Below are 23409 nucleotides of genomic sequence, written 5' to 3'. Positions count from 1 at the left end.
CGGCGTGACGCCATAGTTTCCCCCTTAGCCAGGGCCAGTAGTTACCGAAAAGAGATTAACTCATAAACGGCAGCGTGGGAAGCGGTTGGCAAATAAAAGAATCAGCCGGTTCCGCCATGTCTACAGCTAAATCGGGGCCGGAGCGCCCATCACTGGCAAACGCCTATATTAACGTCCGCGGTGAATAGACATACGTTCTGTCGTCCGTTCATACGATTGCTTTCGCATACCGTGGAGAAACCAGCACTAGGGTTCGTGGCAAACTAGCCTGGCTAGGCAGCCGGCGTCGGCACCGGCTCCACATCTTGTCCTCGGCTCCGCCGATCCCACTCGGCGAGCACCTCGGGGTCGGTGGCCTTACTGGTCAGACTGCCGACCACATAGACCACCAGCCCGGTGACCAGCCCGACGTAGATCGGCTCGTTGGCGTAGATGTCGCCCAGGTAGATCATCGTGCCCAGCGTCGCGACGGTGCCGACGGCCATTGCCGCCACTGCCCCGACGTTGGTGCCGCGCCGCCACACCAGACCGCCCAGGATCGGCACCAACAACCCACCGACCAGGATGTCGTAGGCCACGGTCAACGCGGCCACCACGTCCTGCAGCACGCAGGCGATGAGCACCATCAGAAGGCCGAAACCGAACACATAGAGCCGGTTGTTGCGGACGTGGTCGTGCTCGCTGCCCGCCTCGATGTCCTGATGCCGCAGTCGCGCGACGATGTCCTGGCTGAACACCGTCGCGGTGGCGATCAGCGCACCGCTCGACGTCGACATCACCGCGGCGAGCGCGGCCGCCAGCACGAGGCCGGCCAGCACCGGCGGCAACTGCTGCTCGACGAACTGCGCGAACGCGTCGTCCCGGGATTCCAGCGCGGGCAGCAGCACCTTGGCCGCCATCCCGATCACCGCTCCCGCCACCGCGTACAGCAGGCAGTACAGCCCGGACGCCGCACCTGCCCAGCGGGCCACCCCGGGACTGCGCGCGGTGAACACCCGCTGCCAGATGTCCTGGCCGATCAGCAGACCGAAGGTGTAGATGACGAAATAGGTCAGGATGGTCTCGCCGCCGATGGTGGTCAGCGATGTGGCGTCGGCGGGCAGCTTGTCGGCCAGCCCGGAGACGCCTCCGGTCTTGTACAGCGCGACCGGCAGCAGGATGAAGAAGATGCCGATGGTCTTGACCATGAACTGCACGAAGTCGGTCAGCGTGATCGACCACATCCCGCCCAGCGTGGAATAGATGATGACCACGCTGCCGCCGAGTATGATCGCTGGCACCTTGGCGATGTCGAACAACGCGCCGAAGATGGTCGAATACGCGATGGTCGACGTCACCGACAGCATCAGCGTGTAGCCCCACATCACGATTCCCGACAGCACGGAAGAGCCTGGGCCATAACGTAATTCGAGCATCTGGCTGACGGTGTAGACGCGCAGCCGCTGGATCCGGCCCGCGAACAACAGGCTCAGCGCCAGAATCCCGACGCCGATCCAGAACACCAGCCACATGCCCGAGATCCCGTATTTGTACCCGAGGCCGACACCGCCGATCGTCGACGCGCCGCCAAGCACGATCGCGGCCATGGTGCCGGAGTAGAGCAGCGGGCCCAGGCGACGGCCGGCGACCAGGAAGTCGGATTGCGTTTTGGCCCTGCTCTTTCCCCAGAAGCCGAAGGCAATCATGCCCAGCAGGTAGATGACGACGATCGCGATATCCATGATGTCCCCTCAGCGGATGTCGAAGTGGATGACAGTCGGTCCGTGGGCGTCGAGCGCACCGCGAACGAGCTCGGTCAACTCGGCCGTCGAGGTCGTACGCACCCCACGTGCTCCCATCGCCACCGCGAGGGCGGCGAAGTCCGGCGTGCGCAGCTCGACGCCGATCGGCGCAATGCCCCTGGCCGCTTCCTGGTCCCGGATTTCCCGGTAGCCGCCGTTGTCGACGACGACGACAGGTATCGAAAGTTGTTGTTCGACAAGTGTCATCAGTTCCTGCACCGAGAACATCAGCGCACCGTCGCCGAGCAGCACCGCCACCGGTGATCCGGGCAGTCCGATCGCGGCGCCGAGGCCCGCAGGCAGCCCGTAGCCCAGCGTGGCGAACCCGGGCGAATAGCAGAAGCGGCGCGGGGCGGGCATGTCGAAGAAATGCACCGACCCGAAGTAGGTGACCTGCGAACTGTCCCCGGTCAGCACGCCGTCGGCAGGCAGGGCCGCGCGCACTGCGGCATTGATCTCCGCGTAGCCGCCCGCGTCCTTGGCCGCTTCCTCGCGGCACGCCGCCCGCAGCGCCGCGGCGCGGTCGTGGGTGCGCGAGGTCACGGCGGGCAGGGCGGCCCGGAGCGCGGCGACGGTGGCCGCGGCGTCGCCGAGCAGCGCATGGTCGGCCGGGCAGTTCTTCTGCAATTGGGCGCGTTCGATATCGCAACGGATCACCGTCCGCGCACGAATCTGCCCTTCCCATAGGTCCGAATCGCCAAGTTCGGAGCCGACCACAAGCAGTGCATCGCTTTCGGCGGCGGCTTTCTGCACGGCCCGAAGCCGGACGGATGCGCCAACTGACAGCGGATGACCCTCGTCGACGACGCCCTTGCCGTTGACTGTGGTGGCGACCGGTGCGCCGAGCGCCTCGGCCAGTGCGGTCAGCTCCTGCTGCGCGTTGACCGCTCCCCCGCCTGCGATGATCATCGGCTGGGTGGCGGCTGCCAGCGCCTCGGCCGCGGTGCGTACCGCATCGGGATCAGCTTGTGGCGCAGTGTGTTTGGCGGCCGCCCCACGGGGCTCGCCCGTCCACTGGGCCTCGAGGACGTCGACGGGAATCTCGATGTGCACCGGGCGGGGACGGCCCGCGGCGAACGAGTCGAACGCGTCCGAGACGGCGTCGGCGGCGTCGTCGGCGGTGCGTACCCGGCGGCTCCAGCGGATCAGCTGATCCATTGCTCCGCTGGTGTTCTTGGCCTCGTGCAGCTGTCCGAGGTCATGGCCCTCGGCGTCGGTGGGCATCCCGGACGACAGGATCAGCATCGGCTGCGACTCCGCATAGCCGGTGGCCGCCGCCGTCATCGTGTTCGTCAGGCCGGGCCCGCTGGTGGCCACCACCACGCCGGGTCTGCCGGTGACTCGGGCGTAGGCTTCGGCGGCGTATCCAGCTCCCTGCTCATGGCGCGCCGTGATGGCGCGGATTCCGGTCGCCGGAAAATGGCGGTACAGCTCGAGGTTGTGTGTGCCCGGGATGCCGAACACGGCGTCCACCCCTTGTGCGGCAAGGCTTTCTACCACCGCGGCGCCACCGTTGCGATGCGTGGTCACGGCTGTGTCATCCCCCGGGTCGCTTCGCTCCTGCCCGCCGACGCCATCCCCCGGGTCGCTTCGCTCCTGCCCGCCGACGCCGCCAGCACGGACATCAGCTCGTACGCGACGTGAGCGGCCGCGATGCCGGTGATCTCGGCATGGTCGTAGGCGGGTGCCACCTCGACGATGTCGGCTCCGACCACGTTGACGCCCACCAGGCTTCGCAGGCAGTGCAGTAGCTCGCGACTTGTCATGCCGCCGGCTTCCGGGGTTCCGGTGCCCGGCGCGTGGGCGGGGTCGAGCACATCGATGTCGACGGACACGTACACCGGCGCTTCGCCGAGACGTGCCCGCGTCCGCTCGATCACCGCGGCCAGCCCCTCGATCTGAAAATCGTCCGTTCCGATCACCTGGAAGCCGAGCACTTTGTCGTCGGTCAGGTCGGTGGACGCATACAACGGCCCGCGAATCCCCACGTGCAGGCAGTGTTCGGGATCAAGCAGGCCCTCCTCGCTTGCCCGCCGGAACGGCGTGCCATGCGTGAACGGCGCACCGAAGTAGGTGTCCCAGGTGTCGAGGTGGGCGTCGAAGTGCAGTACAGCGACCGGGCCATGGTCGCGGTGCAGCGAGCGAAGCAACGGCAGCGCGATGGTGTGGTCGCCGCCGAGCGTGATCAGCTTCGTCCCGCCGTCACGCAACTCGTCCGACGCGCGCTCGATCGTGGTGATCGCCTCGGCGATGTCGAACGGGTTCACAGCGATGTCACCGGCGTCGGCCACCTGCTGAACCGCGAACGGTTCGACATCCAGCCGCGGGTGATACGGCCGCAGCAGCTTGGACGAGGCCCGAATGTGGCCCGGGCCGAACCGCGCCCCCGGCCGGTAGGACACTCCGGAGTCGAACGGGATGCCGACGACCGCGACGTCGGTGTGGGTCACTTCATCGGTGCGGGGCAGGCGTGCGAAGGTAGCCGGACCCGCGTAGCGCGGCACACGCGTGGCGTCGACCGGTCCGATCGGGGGCGCAGAAGTCATGTCTATAACGCTCCCCGAAACGGCCGCCTGCGGATATAGCCAATTTGTAGAGATTGCGCTTCAGCTGTTCGACGATATGTCCATGCTGACCGTTGCGGAGCTGGTCGCGGACCCCGATCTGGGGCTGCAGTTGGTCGCAGGGCGTAGCGGTGCCGACCGGGAAATCGAGGCCGCCGCGGTTTCTGAGCTGGTGAATCCCGGTCCGTGGCTGCAGGGCGGCGAGTTGCTGTTGACCATCGGCCTGTTGCTGCCGAAGACCCTGGCGGGTTGCCGGTCCTATCTCGCCGACCTGGATGCTGCGGGGGTGCGCGCCGTCGGTATCGGGCTCGGTGCCGAACTGCCTCATCAGAAGGCGCCCGCACGCCTGGTCAGCGCTGCCGACGAGATCGGTGTGCCGTTGTTGACGGTGCCCGATCCGGTGCCGTTCATCGCGGTGACGAAGGCGGTGTTCGCCTACCGGGCGCGCGCCGAACGGCGGGACCTGGAGTGGGCGCTCCGAACTCAGCGGGCCTTGACCGCAGCCGCCGTCACCCCCGGCGGGCTGCTCGGCATCCTTTCCGCTCACCGCGACGCCACCGGCCGCTCGGGCGTGGTTATCGACTTGCTCGGTCGGATAGTCGCCCAATCGGATTCGGACGCAGCCCATTTGGTCGAGCGGCTGTCCGGGTTGCTGGAGTCGGTTCGCGAGCAGGGCCTCAACGCGGCAGCCGCCGACATCAGCGGTGGGCGCAGGCGAGAACTCCATGCGCTCGGCGCGCGCAGACTTCGTGCCTGGCTGCTGATCGACGGGCCCGCTGAATTGCCTGCCGCTCATCAGATTTCGGGTGATCTGGTGTCGCTGCTCTCACTCGAGCTCGAGCGCCGCCACGGGCTCACCACCGCCCAGCGCCGCGGCCGAGCCCAGGTGCTGGACCGGTTGGCTCGCGCCTCCGTCGAGGACGTCGTCGCCGCGCGCTGGCTGGCGTCGGTCGGCTTGCAAGACACCGACTTGCGGGCCGCCGCGGTCGCCGCCCAGCACGATGCCGACGACTTGGCCGCCGACCTGCTCACCAGCCTGCCCGACGCACTGGTGCGCGTAGTGGGAGAAGTGGTCGAACTCGCGGTGCCCATCGACACCGATCTGCCGGGTGCGCTCGGCACGCTGGCGGGCGGTCGGCCTGCGGGTATCGGCATCGCGGTGCGACCCGGCTCGCTGGTCGTTTCCCTGCGCCAGGCCTCCTCGGCGCTGCCGGCGAGCCGCGTCCAGGGCCGCCACATGCACGCCGAAGAAATCGCCAGCAGTCGGCTGCTCCTGAACACGGTTGGGGCGCAACCACTTCAGGCGTACGCCGACGCGGTGCTCGGCCCGCTTGACGCGATGGACCGGTCAGGCGATCTGCTGCGTGGGCTCACCGCTTTTCTCGAGCACAACGGGCACTGGGGCTCGGCTGCCGCCGCGCTGCGCGTTCACCGGCACACGATGCGCAACCGCATCGAGGCGGTGGAACGACTAACCGGGCGGCGCATGGAGTCCGCGCAGGACCGCCACGAGCTGTGGCTGGCCCTGCGGGCTCGTGACGCCGCCCGGATGTCGTCGGACTAACCGGCCGCCGGGGCCGACGCCTCCTCGCTGGCCGCGTGCTTCGGCGTACCCGTCGAAGGTTTCGCAGTGTGGTCGCCGAGCTTGGATTTGATCTCGTCGACCGACTTGCCGTTGGGCACCGCGCCCTTTGCGTGCTTGCCGGTCACCGAGTGGCCGCCCGCACCCTTCTTGTCTCCGCCGGGCTTCTTGTCCTCGTCCTTCTTGGCGTCACCGTCGTCCTTGGCGTCGCCGTCGTCCTTGGCGTCGCCATCCTTGGCGTCGTCGTTCTCCTTCCGGGTGGCCGGAGTCGTCGCCTTCGGATCGTCCGACGACTTGGTGTCATCGGTTGCGGCGGAAGGATTCTCGGATGCCTTCGTGTCCGTTTCGGTAGTGGGCTCCGTCGCGGTCGGCGCAGCAGGCGTCGGTTCGTTGACCGCCTTCGTCTCGTCGGACGTGGTCGACTGCTCTGACTTGTCGGTCGCAGGCTCGTCCGGCGCGGAGATCTTTTCGGTCATGTCGCTGGTCTCCGGTGTCTTCGCGGCCGCCGTTGTTTGGAACGTCTCGGTCACCGCTTGCTGGGCCACCGCCGCGGTGTCGACCGCTTCGATCGCGGCCACGGTGGTCGGCGTCGTCGGTGTCTTCTTGAAGGACGCCGCCCACGCCGCGAGTGCTTGCGCCAACGCGTTCGCAACTGACGAGCCGACCTGCTGCACCGTCTGCTGCACCGCAGGCACCACCTGATTCACGACGGTGTTCTGCAAGGTGGTCGCCACCTGCTGCACCAACTTCTGCAATGAGGCCGCCAAGGCCGCGGCCAGATCGCTGGACTGCCGCTCTCTGATGATGTCCCTGATCCACTCGCCCGCTGGCTTCAACTTCCACTCACCGGACGCCTCGTCGAAGTAATAGAGGCCGAACGAACCCTGCTCAGTGAGTTCCTGACCCAACCGGTCACGCAAGCTGTAGATGAACGCAGGACCGATCCAGTCCTCCCAGTTCTCCGCGATTTCGCGGTACTGTGCCGGCAATTGCGCCATCTGGGCGTCCGTGAGCCCCTCACCCCAAACGGTGAGGAAGTCGCTGATGAATTTGAGCTGGTTCTGGTAGGCCGCTGCCTGATCGGCATTGAGCGATGTCGGCAGACCGTATTCGGTGGCCCAGATCTTCACCAGGTCGTCGCCGTTGTTCAACATGGTCTGCCGCATCTGGAGCAGCATCTGAAGCGGCGAGAGGAATCCCGGGTTCTGTTCCGCGAAAGTCCGTTGGTAGTTGTACGGGTGATATGACAACGCGTCGAAGAAACCCTTCGCACCGTTTGCGTACATCGTTTGTACAAACGTCACCGGGTCCATCGTCAAACCGCCTACCGTGACAACGGCGCCGAGGACACCGGCCACGACAGTCGCATTCGGATCGGCCGCCTTGATCGCCGTATACGCGGCCTTCAACACATTCGTGTAGGCCACCGGATCGACCGCAGGCGACCACGTCTTGTAGGAGTTCGGCTCGTTCCACACTTCGTAGGCCGACACTTCACCTTGGTATCGCTGGGCAACCTCGGCCGCGAAAGCCGCGAAGGCCGTCGGATCAGGCGCGACACCGACACATCCGAGGCATCCGCTGCCGTTCTGCCCTCCGTAATAGGGCGTCGAATTCAACACGCCCAGCACGGAGAAACCGCGGTCGGTGGCCTCCTGGATGATGCGGTCCATTTTCGTCCAGTTCGGCGGGAACAGCTGTTCAAGGGGGGAACCGGGCTGTGCAGGCTTGATCGCCGCCCACGGAATGACCACACGCACCGTGTTGACGCCCAACGCCTGCATCTCGTCGAAGCGGGCTTCAATCTCGTCATCAGTCGCGTTGTACAAATCGGAATCGGCGATGCCGATGGTCTCGGAGTCCTCTTTTATTGCCGCCGTTTCGACGATGTGATAAGCGGCAGCACTGACCGACCGCGGTATCGGGGAGGTAGGCGTGAGCAAATTGGTCACATAGGCGCACAAGATAGCGATCGGCACTACGGCAATCAAAGTGAATATCGAGTAACGCCGCATACGGCGACTCATGGCCCGGCTCATAGCCACTCCCGTTTCAGTTGTCAGTCCGAAGACATGTGTCGACTCAAATTAGCCCATCGGACAGAAAAGCGCGCAGCCAATTGAAAAAGACCTCTGGTCCGAAAAGCGTGGCGGCGCAAGGCATCTTCCCCGCATGGCGTGACGGCGGCCGCGATGCATAAGACAGTCGTGCGCGATTGGACAGTTTCAGCAAAGGCCTTATCACTACTGCCGTTATACGCAGCGGATGGCTGGCATGTGTCCCATAACTGGGAATATCGAGGTGATCACGGTCGCATCACGCGGCAATTCCTCCCCCGCCACGCGGGAATCCTGGCCGAAGACGTTTGCGCCGAGCGCAGCAAGCAAAATTTGGCCCGAAGTCCTTAGCATCCGATCGCGCGGACGGTATGCAGATGCGTTTGATAATCACGTCGCTTAAACCGCCGGGTCTGCGCAGAAACGGCAATCCCGACCCGTTCGAGCGCCATGGCGGGGTCCACCGTGGCGCCACGCGGTCACCGCACATCAGCTACCCGATCGGGGCTACCCGAGCAGCGCAAAGTAATGAACCGCGATTTGAGCGCCGGCAAAATGCGCACTGTTGAACCGGGACGGATACGGGCGCAGCTAGCGCAAAAGGGTCGTGTGCGGGGCCACGTGGAACCGAAACCCGCAGGTGGGAATGCCTTGCGGCGTTACGCTTCGGAGGTGGTGGCCAAGGTTCGACCTGTCTGCGTGCCCGACGTGGCGCTGGAGAACCGGGTGCCTGCCCGCACCCGCCATCAAAACGAAACCGTTGCGCGCCACCTTCGCGTGCTGACCGTCACCACCCGCATCGGCGCGGTCATCAGCATCTTCTTCGGCATTCAAGGCTTGATCGTCGGACAGGACGTGGTGTGGATCGCGATGGTGAACCTGGCCAGCGGTGCCATCTTCCTGCTGATCCCCTTGCTGTACCGGTTCGGCGAGTTGCTCGCGCCGTTGGTGTTCTTCTTCGTGGCGTACGCGTCGATCACCGTGGTGTGCTGGCACCTCGGCACGAGTTCGGGATTACCGTTCTACTACCTGCTCGCCGCGACCCTGATGGTGCTGATCCTCGGCGCCGATCACATGGTGCTGACAGCGGTACTGGCAGCGGGCAACGCCGCGACCGTCATCGCACTCGAGTTACTCATCCCGTATAACACTGGCGTGCAACCAGATTGGGCCTACCAAACGGGCTTCGTCCTCACGGTGATATCGGCTTTTGTGATGGTGATCGCGGTGGCGTGGTACGCGCTGCGAGAGATCCGGCGGGCCCGGCTGGCGATGGAGGCCGAGTACGAGCGGTCCGAAAGACTGCTCACCAACATCCTGCCAGCGACCATCGCCGAGCGCCTGAAAGACCCGTCGCGCAACATCATTGCGGACAAGTACGACGATGCATCGGTCCTGTTCGCCGACATCGCCGGATACACCAAACGCTCGAGTGACACTCCCCCAACAGATTTGGTCCGTTTCCTCGACCGGCTTTACACCGATCTGGATGCTCTCGTAGACCGGCACGGCCTTGAGAAGGTGAAGACGAGCGGCGATTCCTACATGGTGGTCAGCGGCGTTCCTCAACCGCGTGACGATCACATCGAGGCTCTCGCGTGTCTCGCACTCGACATGGCCGAAACCGTCGCGGACCTGAAAGATCCTCAGGGCCGCGAAGTTCCGCTACGCATCGGCCTTGCCGCAGGACCGGTGGTGGCAGGCGTCGTCGGTGCGCGCAAGTTCTTCTACGACGTGTGGGGCGACGCGGTCAACGTTGCAGCGCGGATGGAGACCACCGACGTCGAGGGGCGGATCCAAGTACCCGACGACGTGTACCAGCGCCTCGATCACGCATTCGTGCTCGAAGAGCGCGGCAACGTCGACATCAAGGGCAAGGGCGTCATGCACACCTGGTACCTGGTCGGCCGCCGCGACGACGAAGCCGTCCGCAGTGCGGTCGAACGGCGAACTGCCGTCACACCTTCCGGTTCTCCGACTTGATCAGCCAGGCCAGTTTCTCCAGCCCATCGATCAGCTGGTGCAGGATGTCCGCGGTGCTCGGGTCCTCCGCGTCGACAGCGTCGTGGACGCCTCGGATGGTGCCGACCGCCGCGTAGATGCGACCGGTGATCAGGTCCACAACCTCGGCCGTGCTGCGCTCAAATGCCGGAAACTCCGGCAGCGACGTAGTGCCGGCGACGGTGTCGGACCGGCCGTCGGGCACCGCGTCGAGCGCCCGCATCCGCTCGGCGACGGTGTCACTTGCCTCGCGTGCGAAGTCGACGAGTTCGTCGAGTTGCAGGTGTAGGTCGCGGAAGTTGCTGCCGACGACGTTCCAGTGCGCCTGCTTGCCCTGCAGGTGCAATTCGATCAGATCGACCAGCACCTGCTGCAGGTTCGCGCTGAGAGCCGGCGATGCCTGAAATGCCTGTACTTCTGCTTCTGTGCGACGTGCTGTGGTACCCATGCCTCGCCCAACGCACACTAAACTGGAATCATTCCAGTTTGGCGGAATCCTGCCGTTCAAGCAGGCGCGCGTAGCCGGCCCCCATGCCGAGCAGCACCAGGCCGACCACGATGAACACCGCCACCCGGAAGATCCCGTCTAGGGTGCCCAGGTCGAACAGGAAGAGTTTGACCATCGCCGCGGCGACCAATGTCAGCCCTCCGCCGATCGGCACTGACCGCTCGGCTCTGGTGGCCCGCGCCGCATAGCCGAAGAGGGCGGCGGCCATCGCGATCCAGCAGATCGTGGCGGCCATGTGGCCGGCGAAGAAGCCACCGTTCTCGCCGCCGACCCAAACACCTGCCGTCACGGTGAACGCGGTCACGGCATAGATCACCACGGCGGCGCAGCTCGCCCAGACGACCGGTTCGTCACGCCACGACCAGGCGATGGCGATCGCGGACGCCACCAGCAAGACACTGGCGATCAGGGTGGAAATGCCTTCTGCAGTGGCGATTTCGGTGGCCTCGAGGAATGACGTCGGCGGCGCGTAGACCAGGAAGATGCCACCCCCGACGAACCCGAAGCCGATCGCCACCCACCGCGCGATGGGATCGCGCCGACCGGCGACCGCGACCACGGCGGCCATCGCCAGCAGCACCGGGCCGGCGATGTAACCGTCGAAGGCGACGGTCACCGCAACCAGCGCCGACACCGCCGCCAGCGCCGACCAGATCTGCCGTACCGCGGCGGTCACGCCGGGCGGGCGGGTCAGCACGATCGCGAGCATGACCGCGGCCAGCAACGCCGCCATCAACGCTGCCACCACCCGGTCTACTGCTGGGGGAACGCACAGGACGGGCAGCGCGCCCGCCGCGGTCAGCAGCGCCATCGCGGCTCCATTTGCCGTGCGCGGCAACAGGATCAGCGCCCCTGCCAGTGCCAGCACTGCGGCAACCGCGCACGCGCCCGCCAGCCACAGGTCACGATCGGAACTGAAGGCGACGGCGACCAACGCGATCAACAACGGGACGGTGGGGGCGGCGGTGCGGGCCGCGTGTAACCAGATCCAGTCTTTACCGAGCTGGACGGGCAGCGAGGCGGCGGACAGCGCGAGCATGAAACCGATGAGAAGCAGCGTGACACCATCGGTGATCGCCGGCGCCAGGCAGATCAACGGCACCAGCACCAGCACGCCAAGATGCTGCGAATCCCAGCGCCGCGCCAACGTCATACCACCGCCGCCAACGACAGCCGCGATGACCAGGCCGACAGCGGCGGGCACCCAGTCGTAGATCGTCGTGACGGCGATGACGTCCAAGTACGCGGCGCCGATGCCGGTGGCGGCCAGGGCGACGGCGCCCACCCGGCCGCCGGGTCGCGCACTGAGCCAGCACCCGCAGGCCACCAACCCGGCCGCGAGCACGGCGCCGCCCGCGACCCGCAACTCGGGACGCAGGATGCCCGCCTGCGCCGCCAGCACCAAAAACAGCACGACACCGACGAGCGTGACGGCGACACCGGCGACTGCCAGAGCCCGCCCGATCCAGTTCTCGGAACGTTCCGGCCGCTGCTGCTCGACGGGGGCCGGGTACTGCGGCGGCGGATACTGCGGCCAGTGCGGCACGGGCGGCGGCGCATAGGCCACGGGTTGGGGCTGTGCGGCCAACAGACGGTCGAGCTCGTTCAGATCGGCGGACATTCGCGCTAGATACTGGGAGATCGCAGCGGAGTCCGCGGACAACCGGGAGATGACGGCACGCGGTTCAGTCATGTGAGAAATCGTCGCAGCGCGCCGCCGCATTCGGATGAGTAGGACTACTCGTCCTTGTCCAAGCCGTGTTCGATGGCGTACCGCGCCAGTTCCACCCGGTTGGCCACCTGCAACTTGCGGAACGTGGCCTGCACGTGGTTCTCCACGGTGCGGTGGCTCAGCGACAGCCGGGCCGCGATCTGCTTGGCCGTCAGGCCTTTTGCAACGTAGCGCAACACCTCGGTCTCACGTTCGGTCAGGCTCGGCGTGCTCTCGCCCGCGCCAGGCGCCTGCGCGATGCGGCGGTACTCCCCCAACACCAGGCCCGCCAACCCCGGGGTGAACACCGCACGGCCTTCGGCGGTCGCGCGCACCGCATCACCGAGTTCCTGTTTCGATGCGCTCTTCACCAGATAGCCTGTGGCGCCTGCCTTTACCGCGTCGAGGACGTCGTCGCGCTCGTCGGACGCCGAGAGCACCAGGATTCGGGACGACGGGGACACCGCGAGCACCTCCGCGGTGGCCTGCGCACCGTCGCCATCGGACAGCCTCATGTCCATCACCACCACGTCGGGGTGCACGACCGCGGCGCGCCGACGGGCCGCCGCCACCCCGTCGGCCGTCGCGACCACGGTGAAGCCGTCCTCCGCCAGGTCGCGGGCCACGGCGTCGCGCCAGATCGGATGGTCGTCGACGACCATCACCGTCGGGGTACCGTCAGCTCCCATTCCGCCCCACATCCCGGCCCGGTGGTCAGCTTGGCGCTGCCACCCAGCCACTCCAGCCGTCCCACAATCGATTTGGCGACTCCGATGCGACCCTCCGCGACAGCCGCCTCCAGTCTGCCCTCCGCGATGCCGACGCCGTCGTCGCGGATGCTGATCGTCACCGAGTCGCCGAGATCCTCCAGTAACACGTACGCGCGGGCGTCGGACCCCGCGTGCGCCGCGACATTGTCCAGCGCGTTGGCTGCCGCGGCGTACAACTCGTCGGCGACCGCCGAGTCCAGCAGCACCGGATCTGCGGGCACGCTGACCGACACCCGGTCGGAGGCGCGGCGCCGCAGCAGCGCCCCGATGTCCGCAGTGGCCTCGGCCCGCGGTTCGACGTCCGACGAGCTGACGAGGCGGCGCAGCGCACGTTCCTGTTCACCGGCGAGCTCGGCCAGTTCGGCTGTTTCTCCGCCGATTTCGCGGCCGCGCCGGGAGACCAGCGCCAGCACCTGGATGGCGCCGTCGTGCACCTGACGCGACAGCCGGTCGCGTTCCTCGAGCGAGGCCGCGAGCCTGGTCGCGCGTTCGAGTTCCGCATGCGCACGCCTGGCGGTCTGTGCGGCCATGCCGACAGCGAGGCCCACCGCCAGTTCGATGACGATCGTCGCGTTGCGGCCGAGGTCGTAGTTGATGGAACCCTTGAGAACCGTCGATGCGATCATCACGGCGACGCCGGCCAGCATGCCGGGAATGGCGCCCCCAAGGATGGCCGCCGAGATCGTCGCGTTGGTGGCCCACAACGTCGTCGGCCACGACTGGTTGTCCAGCGCCCATTGTTCGGAGGCGACGAACACGGTGGAGAGGATCAGTGCCACCACGACCACGATCTCGGCGAGCACCCACGCGAGCCTGCGCCCGAACCCCTGCAGATACGCGACCGCGCACGCCGCGCTCCACCCGATGAGCACCGCGAACAACAGCCAGCCGACGGCCGGGTGATCGAGATCGTCGTTTATCGCGATCTGAAACCCCAGCGCGTACAGGCAACTCAACAACCGGAACACCTGCGCGGCCCGCCACAGCGGGGTGGCTGGATCGCGGTCACGCACCGTTAAAGCACCTTGGACAGAAATGCTTTCGTGCGTTCGTGTTGCGGATTGCTGAGCACCTCACGCGGGACCCCGCGTTCGACGACGACACCGCCGTCCATGAACACCAGTTCGTTGGCGACCTCGCGGGCGAAGCCCATTTCGTGCGTCACCACCACCATCGTCATGCCTTCTTGGGCAAGCTTTTTCATCACGCCCAGCACTTCGCCGACCAACTCGGGGTCGAGCGCCGACGTCGGCTCGTCGAACAGCATCAGCTTCGGGTTCATCGCCAGCGCACGGGCGATGGCGACGCGCTGCTGTTGTCCACCCGACAACTGCGCCGGATAGGCGCTCGCCTTGTCCTCCAACCCGACCTGGACAAGGAGGTCGCGGGCCCGGTCGACGGCCTCTTTCTTCTTCACCTTCTTCACGTGCAGCGGTGCCTCGATGATGTTCTCCAGCGCGGTGCGGTGCGGGAAAAGATTGAAGTGCTGAAACACCATTCCGACGTCGCGGCGCTGCCTGGCCACATCGCGCGGCTTCATCTCATGCAGCTTGCCGCCACGTTCGTGATAGCCGACGAGTTCACCGTCGACGTACAACCGGCCCGCGGTCACCGTCTCCAGATGGTTGATGCAGCGCAGGAAGGTCGACTTGCCGGAACCGGACGGACCGACCAGCACCAGCACCTGGCCCTTCCCGACGTCCAGCGTGATGCCCTTGAGCACCTTGAGCGCGCCGAAGTCCTTGCACACGGCCTCGGCCTTCACCATGGGCGCGGTCATGGATGCGGCTCTCCCATCTGCGCTTTGGCCAGCGCCTCAAGCTGTTTGGAGGTCAGCTTCCGGCTCGCACCGCGCGAGTAGTACCGCTCCAGGTAGTACTGGCCGACCATCATGACGCTGGTGATCGCGAGGTACCAGGCCGACGCGACCAGAAGCAACGGCACGGGCTCGAAAGTGCGCGCGGCGATTTCACGGGTGGCGATGCTGTACAGGTCGAACGCGTACGGCACCGCCGTGACCAGCGACGTGGTCTTCAGCATGCTGATGACCTCGTTGCCGGTCGGCGGGATGATCACTCGCATCGCCTGCGGAAGCACCGTGCGCCGCATGGTCAAACCCCACGACATGCCGAGCGCCGTGGATGCCTCCGACTGCCCCTCAGGCACCGAATTGATTCCGGCGCGGATGATCTCGGCCATGTAGGCGGCCTCGTTCAGCGCCAGCCCGAGCGTCGCCAGCAGGAACGGGATAGACAGCGCCTGGAGGTTGAGCTCGAAGAACGTCGGGCCGAACGGGACACCCAGCTGAATCTTCTGGTAGATGGTCGGGATCAGCCCCCAGAACGCCAACTGCACGTAGATCGGCGTGCCGCGGAAGATCCACAAGTACACCCAGGACACCGACTTAAAGACCGGGTTGGGTGACAGCCTCATCACCGAGAGGATCACGCCGAGCACGATCGCCAGCACCATCGAATAGACGGTCAGCTGAAGGGTGTTCGACACGCCCAGCAAGATCCGCTCGTTGAAGAGGTACTCGAAGAAGATCGGCCATCGGTAGGCCGGGTTGGTGGCCACCCCATACAGGAAAAGGCCCAGCAGGATGACGATGACGACCGCCGCCACCCACCGCCACGGATGACGCAGTGGGACGGCATCAATCGCGGCTGGCCCGGTGGATGGCGACGAGTCGACAACGGTCATTTCAGTTCTCCACTGCCAAAATCAGTTGATCGCGCCGTTGATCACCGGCTTGTCGATGATGCCCTTGTCGACGCCCCAGTTCGTGGCGATCTGCTTGTACTGGCCGTTCTCGATCAGATGCTCGAGTGCCTGCTTGAGCGACTGCGCCAACGGCGAGCCCTTCTTCACCGGCCAGCCGTACGGTGCTGCGTCGGCGATCTCGCCTGCGGCTTCGAGCTTGCCGTTGCTCTGCTTGATCGCGTACAGCGTCACCGGCGAGTCGGCCGACATGGCATCGGCCTGGCCCAGCACGACGGCGTTGGTGGCCGCATCCTGACCGTCGAACTTGATGATGTCGATGGCAGGCTTACCCGCGTCAGTGCAGGCCTTGCTCTTGGCAGGCAGTTCCTCGGTCTCCTCGGTCGTCGTGGCCTGCACGGCGACCTTCTTACCGCACGCATTGTTGGGATCGATGCCCGCGCCGGGCTTTTGGGCCCACAGGATGCCGGCCGAGAAGTACGTCACGAAGTCGACGCTCTGCTCACGTTCCTTGGTGTCGGTGAACGACGACATGCCGACGTTGAACGTGTCGCCCTGGATCGACGGGATGATCTTGGCGAAATCGGCTTCGCGATACTCCGCCTGCAAGCCAAGCGTCGCAGCGATCGCGTTCATCAGGTCGACGTCGAAGCCGACGATCTTGCCGCTGGGGTCTTTGAACTCATTGGGCGCGTACGGGATGTTGACGCCGACGATCAGCTTCCCCGACGACTTGATGGCTTCGGGGACGGTGTTCGCGATCGCGTCCACCTTCTCCGCGCTCACCGCGGTCGTGGCCGTCGTAGGCCCGGCCTCTTCGCTTTTACTCGAGCATCCCGACAGCGCGAGGGCGCCGGTCGCAGCAAACACCGCCGCGATACGCCACAACTTCTTGGGTCGGCTTTGACATCCAGCTGACACGGTTGCCTCTACTTTCTGCTTCGTGGATCCGGCGCGCAGCACCGGTAACGGAACAGTAGTAGAGACCTAACGCGCTGGCAGGAGAACGGAAGCCAGCGATCAAGCTGTGACTAACCCCAGGCTTGTGGGCAATAGGTCGGGACCGCCCCCTGGATGAAGGTCTCCGCCTGGGACTCGGTCCAGCCCTGATCGTTCATCAGTCGGTAACCGACCTTCCAGGTCGACCCGCCCTGCCGTCCCATGTCGAGGCAGAACTGCTTGGCGGTCCGAATGATGTCGGTCTTGTTCTCGAACGGCACACCCTTGGCATCGAGGTAATCGAGGAACTTCTCGTCGTACACCGGGTCCGCATTCGCTGGCGCAATAGATACGGCCGCTCCGACCGCAACGAAAAAGGCCGCCACGAGCCCGCATGTGGTGCGGCGAATCGCCGTATTCGTCATCCTCACTCCTTGTTTGCCCATGGGGATTGACCAGCTGTGCTGAACGAAACAGTTCGACTAGTCATCGTAGCGAACCCATATAGCGTTACGGCATTCTCGAAATGACGAACGCACCACACTGAATTTGCGGCCAGGCACTCGCATTCTTTGCACGACACCTGGCAATTGGTGAAACAAGCGTCAATTATCGCGTCGTTGTGCCACACTTCGGCCATGGAAAGTCCTGCTCCTCCCGCGATGCTGCAGCACCTGTGGAAGTCCGCGCTGCTGTCCGGGATCCTCGCCGTGATCCTCGGCGTTCTCGCGCTCATGTGGCCAGGCAAGACGATCGTCGTCGCCGCAATCGTCTTCGGCGCCTACTTGTTGGTCAACGGTATCGCCCAGGTGATATTTGCGTTCGCGTTGCACGTGTCGGCGGGTGGACGAGTTCTGCTGTTCCTCAGTGGCGCGGCGGCACTCATCCTCGCGGTGTTGTGCTTCCGTAGCCTGGCCGATTCGATTCTGTTGCTGGCCATCTGGATCGGCGTCGGCTTCATCTTCCGCGGCGTCGCGACGGCGGTGTCGGCGATCAGTGACCCGACGCTCCCCGGTCGGGCGTGGGAGATCTTCATCGGCGTGATCAGCCTCATTGCGGGCATTGTGATGCTGGCCTCGCCGTTCGAGTCGATCGCGACCCTGACCTTGGTGGTGGGAGTCTGGCTGGTCGTTCTAGGGGTCTTCGAAGTGGTGTCCGCATTCGGCATCCGCAAGGCCAGCAAGAACGCGACGTCGCAGGTCGCGCCGCCAGCCTCGACGGTGAGCTAACACACCTTTCGATCTACTACTCTCCGTCGTAGGCTGGGCCTACAGCCACGGAAGAGGGTCGCATGGACGCGCTGGATGTCTCACGGTGGCAGTTCGGCATCACCACCGTCTACCACTTCATCTTTGTCCCGCTCACGATCGGCCTCGCTCCGCTGATCGCGGCGATGCAGACGGGGTGGGTGATCACCGGCAACACCGGCTGGTACCGCCTGACGCGGTTCTTCGGGAAACTTTTCCTGATCAACTTCGCGATGGGGGTGGCCACCGGGATCGTCCAAGAGTTCCAGTTCGGGATGAACTGGAGCGAGTACTCGCGCTTCGTCGGTGACATCTTCGGTGCGCCGTTGGCGTTCGAGGGACTGGTCGCTTTTTTCTTCGAGTCGACGTTCATCGGGCTGTGGATCTTCGGGTGGAGTCGGCTGCCGCGACTGGTGCACCTCGCCTGCATCTGGGTCGTCGCGATCGCCGTCAACGCCTCGGCGTACTTCATCATCGCGGCAAACTCGTTCATGCAGCATCCGGTCGGCGCTACGTTCAATCCCCAGACCGGGCGCGCAGAACTCGTCGACTTCGGTGCCCTGCTGACCAACAACACCGCGATCTGGGCGTTCCTGCATGCGGTCACCGGGGCGTTTCTCACCGCGGGCGCATTCGTGGCCGGTGTGTCCGCGTGGCTGATGGTGCGCTCACACCGGCGGCCTGCGGAAGTAGGGCAGGCAACCAGCATGTACCGGCCTGCCACCATCGCCGGCTGCCTGGTCGTCTTGGCTGCCGCGGGCGGGCTCTTCTTCACCGGCGACTTCCAAGGCAAGCTGATGTTCGTCCAGCAGCCGATGAAGATGGCGTCGGCGGAGTCGTTGTGCCACACCGAAACCGACCCCGACTTCTCGATCCTGACGATCGGTACGCACAACAACTGTGACAGTGTCTCCCACGTCATCGAGGTGCCGTACGTGCTGCCGTTCCTGGCGGAGAGCAAGTTCGAGGGGGTCACTCTTCAGGGGGTCAAGGACCTACAGCAGTCCTACGAGCAGAAGTTCGGCCCCGGCGATTACCGGCCGAATCTTTTCGTGACGTACTGGGCTTTCCGCGCGATGATCGGATTGCTAGCTGTCCCAGTCGCTTTCGCGCTTCTTGCGCTCTGGCTGACCCGGCGCGGCCGGATTCCCGATCAGCGGTGGTTCGCGTGGTTCGCCATCCTGACCATTCCCGCACCGTTCCTCGCCAACTCGTCCGGCTGGGTGTTCACCGAAATGGGCAGGCAGCCATGGGTTGTCGCCCCGAATCCGACCGGCGACCAGATGGTCCGGTTGACGGTGCAGCAGGGCGTGTCCGACCACGCGGCGGGCACGGTGTTCTTCTCGCTGGCCGTCTTCACGTTGCTCTACGGCGTGCTGGCCGTGATCTGGTTCTGGCTGATGCGTCGCTACGTGGTCGAGGGGCCGCTCGAGCACGACTCCGAACCGGCGCCACCCACCCCGCCGCAGTCCGACGACGTGGCCCCGCTGTCCTTCGCGTACTGAGAGGACGACATCATGGGACTTCAACATCTGTGGTTCTTGCTCATCGCCGCGCTGTTCCTCGGTTTCTTGATCCTGGAAGGTTTCGATTTCGGCGTCGGAATGCTGATGGCACCGCTCGGTGCGGCAGGTGACGATGACCCCGAAACCCGTAGGCGCGCAGTGCTCAACACCATCGGCCCGGTCTGGGACGCCAATGAGGTGTGGCTGATCACCGCGGGCGCGTCGATGTTCGCCGCATTTCCCAACTGGTATGCGACCCTGTTCTCGGCCCTGTATCTGCCGTTGCTTGCGATCCTGTTCGCGATGATCCTGCGCATCGTCGGCATCGAGTGGCGCGGCAAGATCGACGACCCGACCTGGCGGGCGCGGGCCGACGCGGGTATCGCGATCGGCTCGTGGCTGCCCGCCATCCTGTGGGGCGTCGCATTCGCAATTCTGTTGCGGGGCTTGCCGATCGATGGCGACCATCGCGTCAACCTGACCATCGGCGATGTGCTCAACCCGTACACGCTGCTCGGCGGGCTGGCCACCGCCTCGTTGTTCGCCTTCTACGGCGCGGTGTTCATCGCGCTCAAGACCGCCGGTCCGGTGCGCGACGATGCCTTCCGCTTCGCGCGCCTGTTGTCCGCGCCCGTCGTGGTGCTGGCGGGTGGGTTCGGGCTGTGGACGCAACTGGCCCACGGGAAGACGTGGACCTGGTTGCCGCTGGCGGTCGCCGTCGTCGCACTGCTGAGCGCGGTCACGCTGATGTGGTTGCATCGCCGCGAAGGCCTCGCCTTCGTGGCGATGGTCGCGGTGATCGCGGCCGTGGCCGCGCTCGTGTTCGGATCGATGTATCCCGACCTGCTGCCATCCACACTGAATCCCGACTGGAGCGTGACGATCTACAACGGGTCCTCCACCCCGTACACGCTGAAGATCATGTCGTGGGCGTCGCTGACACTGCTGCCGCTGGTGATGATCTACCAGGGCTGGACCTATTGGGTGTTCCGCCGCCGGATCACCGCCGACGCGATACCCGCTTCCATCGGACTTGCGAGGCGATCGATCTGAACCTGACCACGGCGTCGCCCGCGATGCGGCGCTTCCTTGCCGCATCGGTGGCCTGCGGCGTGGTGATCAGCGGCGCCACCATCGCCTCGGCCGTGGTGTTGGCGGACATCGTCGCCGGGGTGGTCACCGACCCGGCCACCCGCACGCTGACGCATTGGGCAGGGCCGCTGTGGATTCTGGCGGCGCTGTGGTCGATCCGCACGGTCGCGCACTGGCTGCAGGGCAGGCTGTCGCAACGCGGTGCGACCGCCGTGATCGCCGACCTGGCAGGCGAAGTGCTGCGTGGTGTCACCGCGCTGCCGCCGCGCGAACTCGCCCTGCACCGCGATGCCGCCGCCACGCTGATCACCCGGGGACTCGACGGGCTGCGCCCGTACTTCACCGCATACCTGCCGTCGCTGTTCTTGGCCGCCATCATGACCCCGGCCGCGGTGGTGGCGATCGCCATCTACGACTGGCGGTCCGCGGTGGTCGTGGTGATCGCGCTGCCGCTGATCCCGATCTTCATGGTGCTCATCGGCATGCTGACCCGCGACAGGTCCGCCGCGGCGCTGGCGGCGATGACCACGCTGCAGTCGCGGCTGATGGATCTGGTGGCGGGCATACCCACACTGCGGGCGCTCGGCAGGGTGAACGGGTCCGCGCAGCGGATCGCCGAACTGGGTGCGGCTCACCGACGCTCGGCGATGTCGACCCTGCGCATCGCGTTCCTGTCCGCGTTGGTGCTCGAACTGCTGGCCACCCTCGGTGTCGCGCTCGTCGCCGTCGGAGTGGGCCTGCGCCTGGTGTTCGGCGACATGACGCTGGCCGCCGGCCTGACCGCACTGCTGCTGGCGCCCGAGGTGTTCTGGCCGCTGCGTCGCGTCGGGATGGAATTCCACGCCGCGCAGGACGGAAAGACCGCCGCCGACAAGGCATTCGAGTTGCTCGACCAGCTGCAGCCACGCCCGGTGCTACCACCATCGCTGGATGTGCAGCTCGAGCCAGGGGTGGTCACGGTGTTGACCGGACCCAATGGCATCGGCAAAACCACGCTGCTGCACAGCATTCTCGCGCTCGATTCACCACAGCAGCAGGCGTGGTGGAGTCAGGTGGCGTGGCTGTCCCACCGTCCCGTCCTCGTCCCCGGCAGCGTGCGCGACAACCTCGAGTTGTTCGGTCCGCTGTCCGACATCGACGCCGCCTGCCGCGCCGCCGGTTTCGACGAGGTGCTGGCGACGCTGCCGGATGGTCTCGACACGGTCATCGGCCGCGACGGAGTCGGCCTGTCGTTGGGTCAACGCCAACGGCTCGGCCTGGCGAGGGTGTTCGGTTCTGCGGCCAAGGTACTGCTGCTCGACGAGCCGACGTCCCATCTGGACGCCCGGATGGAAGCCCGAGTGCTGCAGGCCATCGTCGAGCGCGCACGCGCGGGGGCGAGCGTGCTGGTGGTCGGCCACCGGGATCCTGTGCTGGCGATCGGCGACCGGGTGGTGCACATGGGGAGCCTGGTCGATGTTTGAGTTGTTGCGGCCACGACTGCCCCGGTTACTGCTCGCCGTCGCGCTGGGGGTGCTGTCGCTGGGCAGCGCGCTGGCGCTGGCCGGTGTTGCGGCATGGCTGATCACCCGTGCCTGGCAGATGCCGCCCGTGCTCGACCTCTCGGTGGCGGTGGTGGCGGTGCGTGCGCTCGGGATCTCGCGCGGTGTGCTCGGGTATTGCCAGCGACTGGCGGCCCACGACACCGCGCTGCGGGCCGCGGCCGACACCCGTGAAACGCTGTACCGCAGGCTGGCCGACGCGCCCGCCGAGGTCGTGATGCGGTTGCACAGCGGTGAACTGGTCGCCCGTATCGGCGCATCGGTCGACGAGCTGTCCGATGTGCTGGTGCGCGCCGTGTTGCCGATCGCGGTGGCCGCGGTGCTGTCGGTGGCCGCGGTCGCCGTGATCGCGGTGATCTCGCCCGCCGCGGCGATCGTGCTCGCGGTGTGCCTGCTGATCGCGGGCTTGGCCGCGCCATGGCTGGCCGCCCGCGCCGCCACCGCCGCAGAAGATGTTGCCGCGCAACACCACTCAGACCGTGACGCCGCGGTGATGTTGGCCCTCGAGCACGCGCCTGAGTTGCGGGTGGCGGACCGCCTCGACGAGGTCGTCGCCGAAGCGGAGCGCAGACACACCGCGTGGGGCCGTGCCGCCGACAGGGCCGCCGCGCCAGCTGCGCTGGCCGCCGCCGTACCGACCGCGGCGCTGGGGGTCAGCGTGCTGGGCGCCGTCCTCGCCGCGATCGGAATCGCCGACACCGTGTCGCCGATGAGCGCCGCGATACTGATGCTGCTGCCGCTGTCGGCGTTCGAGGCCACCGCCGCATTGCCCGCCGCGGCAATACAACTCACCCGCTCCCGACTGGCGGCCCGGCGACTGCGCGACATGACCTCAGACGATGGCGGCGGCCGGGCACGACCGCTGGCGACACCGGTTGCCGTGCCGAGTGGTGGCCGGCTCGCGGTCGTCGGGCCGAGCGGTTCCGGCAAGACCACGCTGCTGATGGCGATGGCCGAAAACCCTTCGGAGGAAGCGTTTTTCGCAGAGGATGCCCACGTGTTCTCGACCACCGTACGGGACAATCTGCTTGTCGCCCGCGGTGATGCCGACGATGACGAATTGCGGACCGCGCTGCGCAGGGTCGGGCTCGGCGACTGGCTCGATGCGCTACCCGAGGGCCTGTCGACCGTGCTTGTCGGTGGGGCAGCGGCGGTCTCGGCGGGACAACGTAGGCGCCTGCTGCTGGCCAGGGCCTTGATCTCGACGGCGCCCACCGTGTTGCTCGACGAGCCGACCGAACACCTGGACGCGTCGGACGGCGGCCGCCTGCTGACCGAACTGCTCACCCCCGGCGCACTTTTCCCGGCTGAACGGTCCGTTGTCGTGGCCACCCACCACCTGCCGGACCGGGTTGTCTGTCCCGTCCTGAATCTCAGCCGCGACGGGTAA

19 protein-coding genes are annotated in these 23409 nt (G+C 66.1%); 7 read left to right on the top strand and 12 right to left on the bottom strand.

What is annotated here, in order from left to right:
• Positions 1-272: 272 nt before the first annotated feature.
• From A5724_RS29605 to speB, 3 genes are read right to left on the bottom strand one after another with little or no spacing between them, the layout of a single operon-like run.
• The gene (locus A5724_RS29605; RefSeq protein WP_067810664.1) at positions 273-1721 is read right to left on the bottom strand and encodes a sodium:solute symporter; all 1449 of its coding nucleotides are present in this window, start codon (positions 1719-1721) and stop codon (positions 273-275) included.
• Between the two features lie 9 nt (positions 1722-1730).
• Positions 1731-3311 carry a 5-guanidino-2-oxopentanoate decarboxylase gene (locus A5724_RS29600; RefSeq protein WP_067810661.1) on the bottom strand — a complete coding sequence of 527 codons (1581 nt, stop codon included), beginning with the start codon at positions 3309-3311 and terminating at the stop codon, positions 1731-1733.
• Positions 3308-4327, bottom strand: a complete 1020-nt coding sequence (gene speB, locus A5724_RS29595) for an agmatinase (protein ID WP_067810658.1) — start codon at positions 4325-4327, stop codon at positions 3308-3310. The genes A5724_RS29600 and speB overlap by 4 nt, the downstream gene beginning before the upstream one ends.
• Before the next feature lie 82 nt (positions 4328-4409).
• Here speB and A5724_RS29590 point away from each other — a divergent pair, with 82 nt between their 5' ends.
• Positions 4410-5909 carry a PucR family transcriptional regulator gene (locus A5724_RS29590; protein WP_067810844.1) on the top strand — a complete coding sequence of 500 codons (1500 nt, stop codon included), beginning with the start codon at positions 4410-4412 and terminating at the stop codon, positions 5907-5909.
• On the opposite strand, the gene A5724_RS29585 is transcribed toward A5724_RS29590, so the two are convergent.
• The gene (locus A5724_RS29585) at positions 5906-7906 is read right to left on the bottom strand and encodes a cellulase family glycosylhydrolase (RefSeq protein ID WP_067810656.1); all 2001 of its coding nucleotides are present in this window, start codon (positions 7904-7906) and stop codon (positions 5906-5908) included. The genes A5724_RS29590 and A5724_RS29585 overlap by 4 nt on opposite strands.
• Positions 7907-8656: 750 nt before the next feature.
• On the opposite strand from A5724_RS29585, the gene A5724_RS29580 reads away from it, so the two are divergent.
• Positions 8657-9967 carry an adenylate/guanylate cyclase domain-containing protein gene (locus tag A5724_RS29580; RefSeq protein WP_232005018.1) on the top strand — a complete coding sequence of 437 codons (1311 nt, stop codon included), beginning with the start codon at positions 8657-8659 and terminating at the stop codon, positions 9965-9967.
• Here A5724_RS29580 and A5724_RS29575 read toward each other — a convergent pair.
• The 8 genes from A5724_RS29575 to A5724_RS29540 all read right to left on the bottom strand — a co-directional run bounded on the left by A5724_RS29575 (position 9942) and on the right by A5724_RS29540 (position 17059).
• A complete protein-coding gene (locus A5724_RS29575; protein WP_067810652.1) occupies positions 9942-10433 on the bottom strand; it encodes a Dps family protein in 492 nt (163 codons plus the stop codon). The genes A5724_RS29580 and A5724_RS29575 overlap by 26 nt on opposite strands.
• Before the next feature lie 28 nt (positions 10434-10461).
• Positions 10462-12186 (bottom strand): DUF2339 domain-containing protein, encoded by a 1725-nt coding sequence (locus A5724_RS29570; RefSeq protein ID WP_067810649.1) that lies wholly within the window; start codon positions 12184-12186, stop codon positions 10462-10464.
• A gap of 44 nt (positions 12187-12230) precedes the next feature.
• On the bottom strand, positions 12231-12893 hold the full coding sequence (locus A5724_RS29565) for a response regulator transcription factor (protein WP_067810647.1): 663 nt from the start codon (positions 12891-12893) through the stop codon (positions 12231-12233).
• Positions 12866-13987: a MacS family sensor histidine kinase gene (gene macS / locus A5724_RS29560; protein ID WP_197518820.1), complete on the bottom strand. Its 1122-nt coding sequence runs from the start codon at positions 13985-13987 to the stop codon at positions 12866-12868. Before macS ends, A5724_RS29565 begins: the two co-directional genes overlap by 28 nt.
• A 2-nt stretch (positions 13988-13989) precedes the next feature.
• Complete coding sequence (locus tag A5724_RS29555; RefSeq protein WP_067810838.1) at positions 13990-14742, bottom strand: amino acid ABC transporter ATP-binding protein; 753 nt, start codon at positions 14740-14742, stop codon at positions 13990-13992.
• Between the two features lie 8 nt (positions 14743-14750).
• Positions 14751-15677, bottom strand: a complete 927-nt coding sequence (locus A5724_RS29550; protein ID WP_067810644.1) for an amino acid ABC transporter permease — start codon at positions 15675-15677, stop codon at positions 14751-14753.
• Between the two features lie 21 nt (positions 15678-15698).
• Complete coding sequence (locus A5724_RS29545; RefSeq protein ID WP_197518819.1) at positions 15699-16616, bottom strand: ABC transporter substrate-binding protein; 918 nt, start codon at positions 16614-16616, stop codon at positions 15699-15701.
• Between the two features lie 110 nt (positions 16617-16726).
• The gene (locus tag A5724_RS29540; protein WP_197518817.1) at positions 16727-17059 is read right to left on the bottom strand and encodes a DUF732 domain-containing protein; all 333 of its coding nucleotides are present in this window, start codon (positions 17057-17059) and stop codon (positions 16727-16729) included.
• 213 nt (positions 17060-17272) lie between these two features.
• Here A5724_RS29540 and A5724_RS29535 point away from each other — a divergent pair, with 213 nt between their 5' ends.
• The 5 genes from A5724_RS29535 (at position 17273) to A5724_RS29515 (ending at position 23409) form a co-directional block, all read left to right on the top strand.
• Positions 17273-17863: an HdeD family acid-resistance protein gene (locus A5724_RS29535; protein WP_067810637.1), complete on the top strand. Its 591-nt coding sequence runs from the start codon at positions 17273-17275 to the stop codon at positions 17861-17863.
• A 62-nt stretch (positions 17864-17925) separates the two neighbouring features.
• Entirely contained in the window at positions 17926-19386 is a 1461-nt protein-coding gene (locus A5724_RS29530) for a cytochrome ubiquinol oxidase subunit I (protein WP_067810630.1), read from the top strand.
• A 12-nt stretch (positions 19387-19398) separates the two neighbouring features.
• Complete coding sequence (cydB, locus tag A5724_RS29525; protein ID WP_067810625.1) at positions 19399-20439, top strand: cytochrome d ubiquinol oxidase subunit II; 1041 nt, start codon at positions 19399-19401, stop codon at positions 20437-20439.
• A 23-nt stretch (positions 20440-20462) separates the two neighbouring features.
• Positions 20463-21941: an ABC transporter ATP-binding protein/permease gene (locus A5724_RS29520; protein ID WP_067810622.1), complete on the top strand. Its 1479-nt coding sequence runs from the start codon at positions 20463-20465 to the stop codon at positions 21939-21941.
• Positions 21934-23409: an ATP-binding cassette domain-containing protein gene (locus A5724_RS29515; RefSeq protein ID WP_067810620.1), complete on the top strand. Its 1476-nt coding sequence runs from the start codon at positions 21934-21936 to the stop codon at positions 23407-23409. The genes A5724_RS29520 and A5724_RS29515 overlap by 8 nt, the downstream gene beginning before the upstream one ends.

It is taken from the genome of Mycobacterium sp. ACS1612 (assembly GCF_001667505.1).
GTDB lineage: Bacteria > Actinomycetota > Actinomycetes > Mycobacteriales > Mycobacteriaceae > Mycobacterium.
This window is presented reverse-complemented; position numbering and strand designations above follow the sequence as displayed.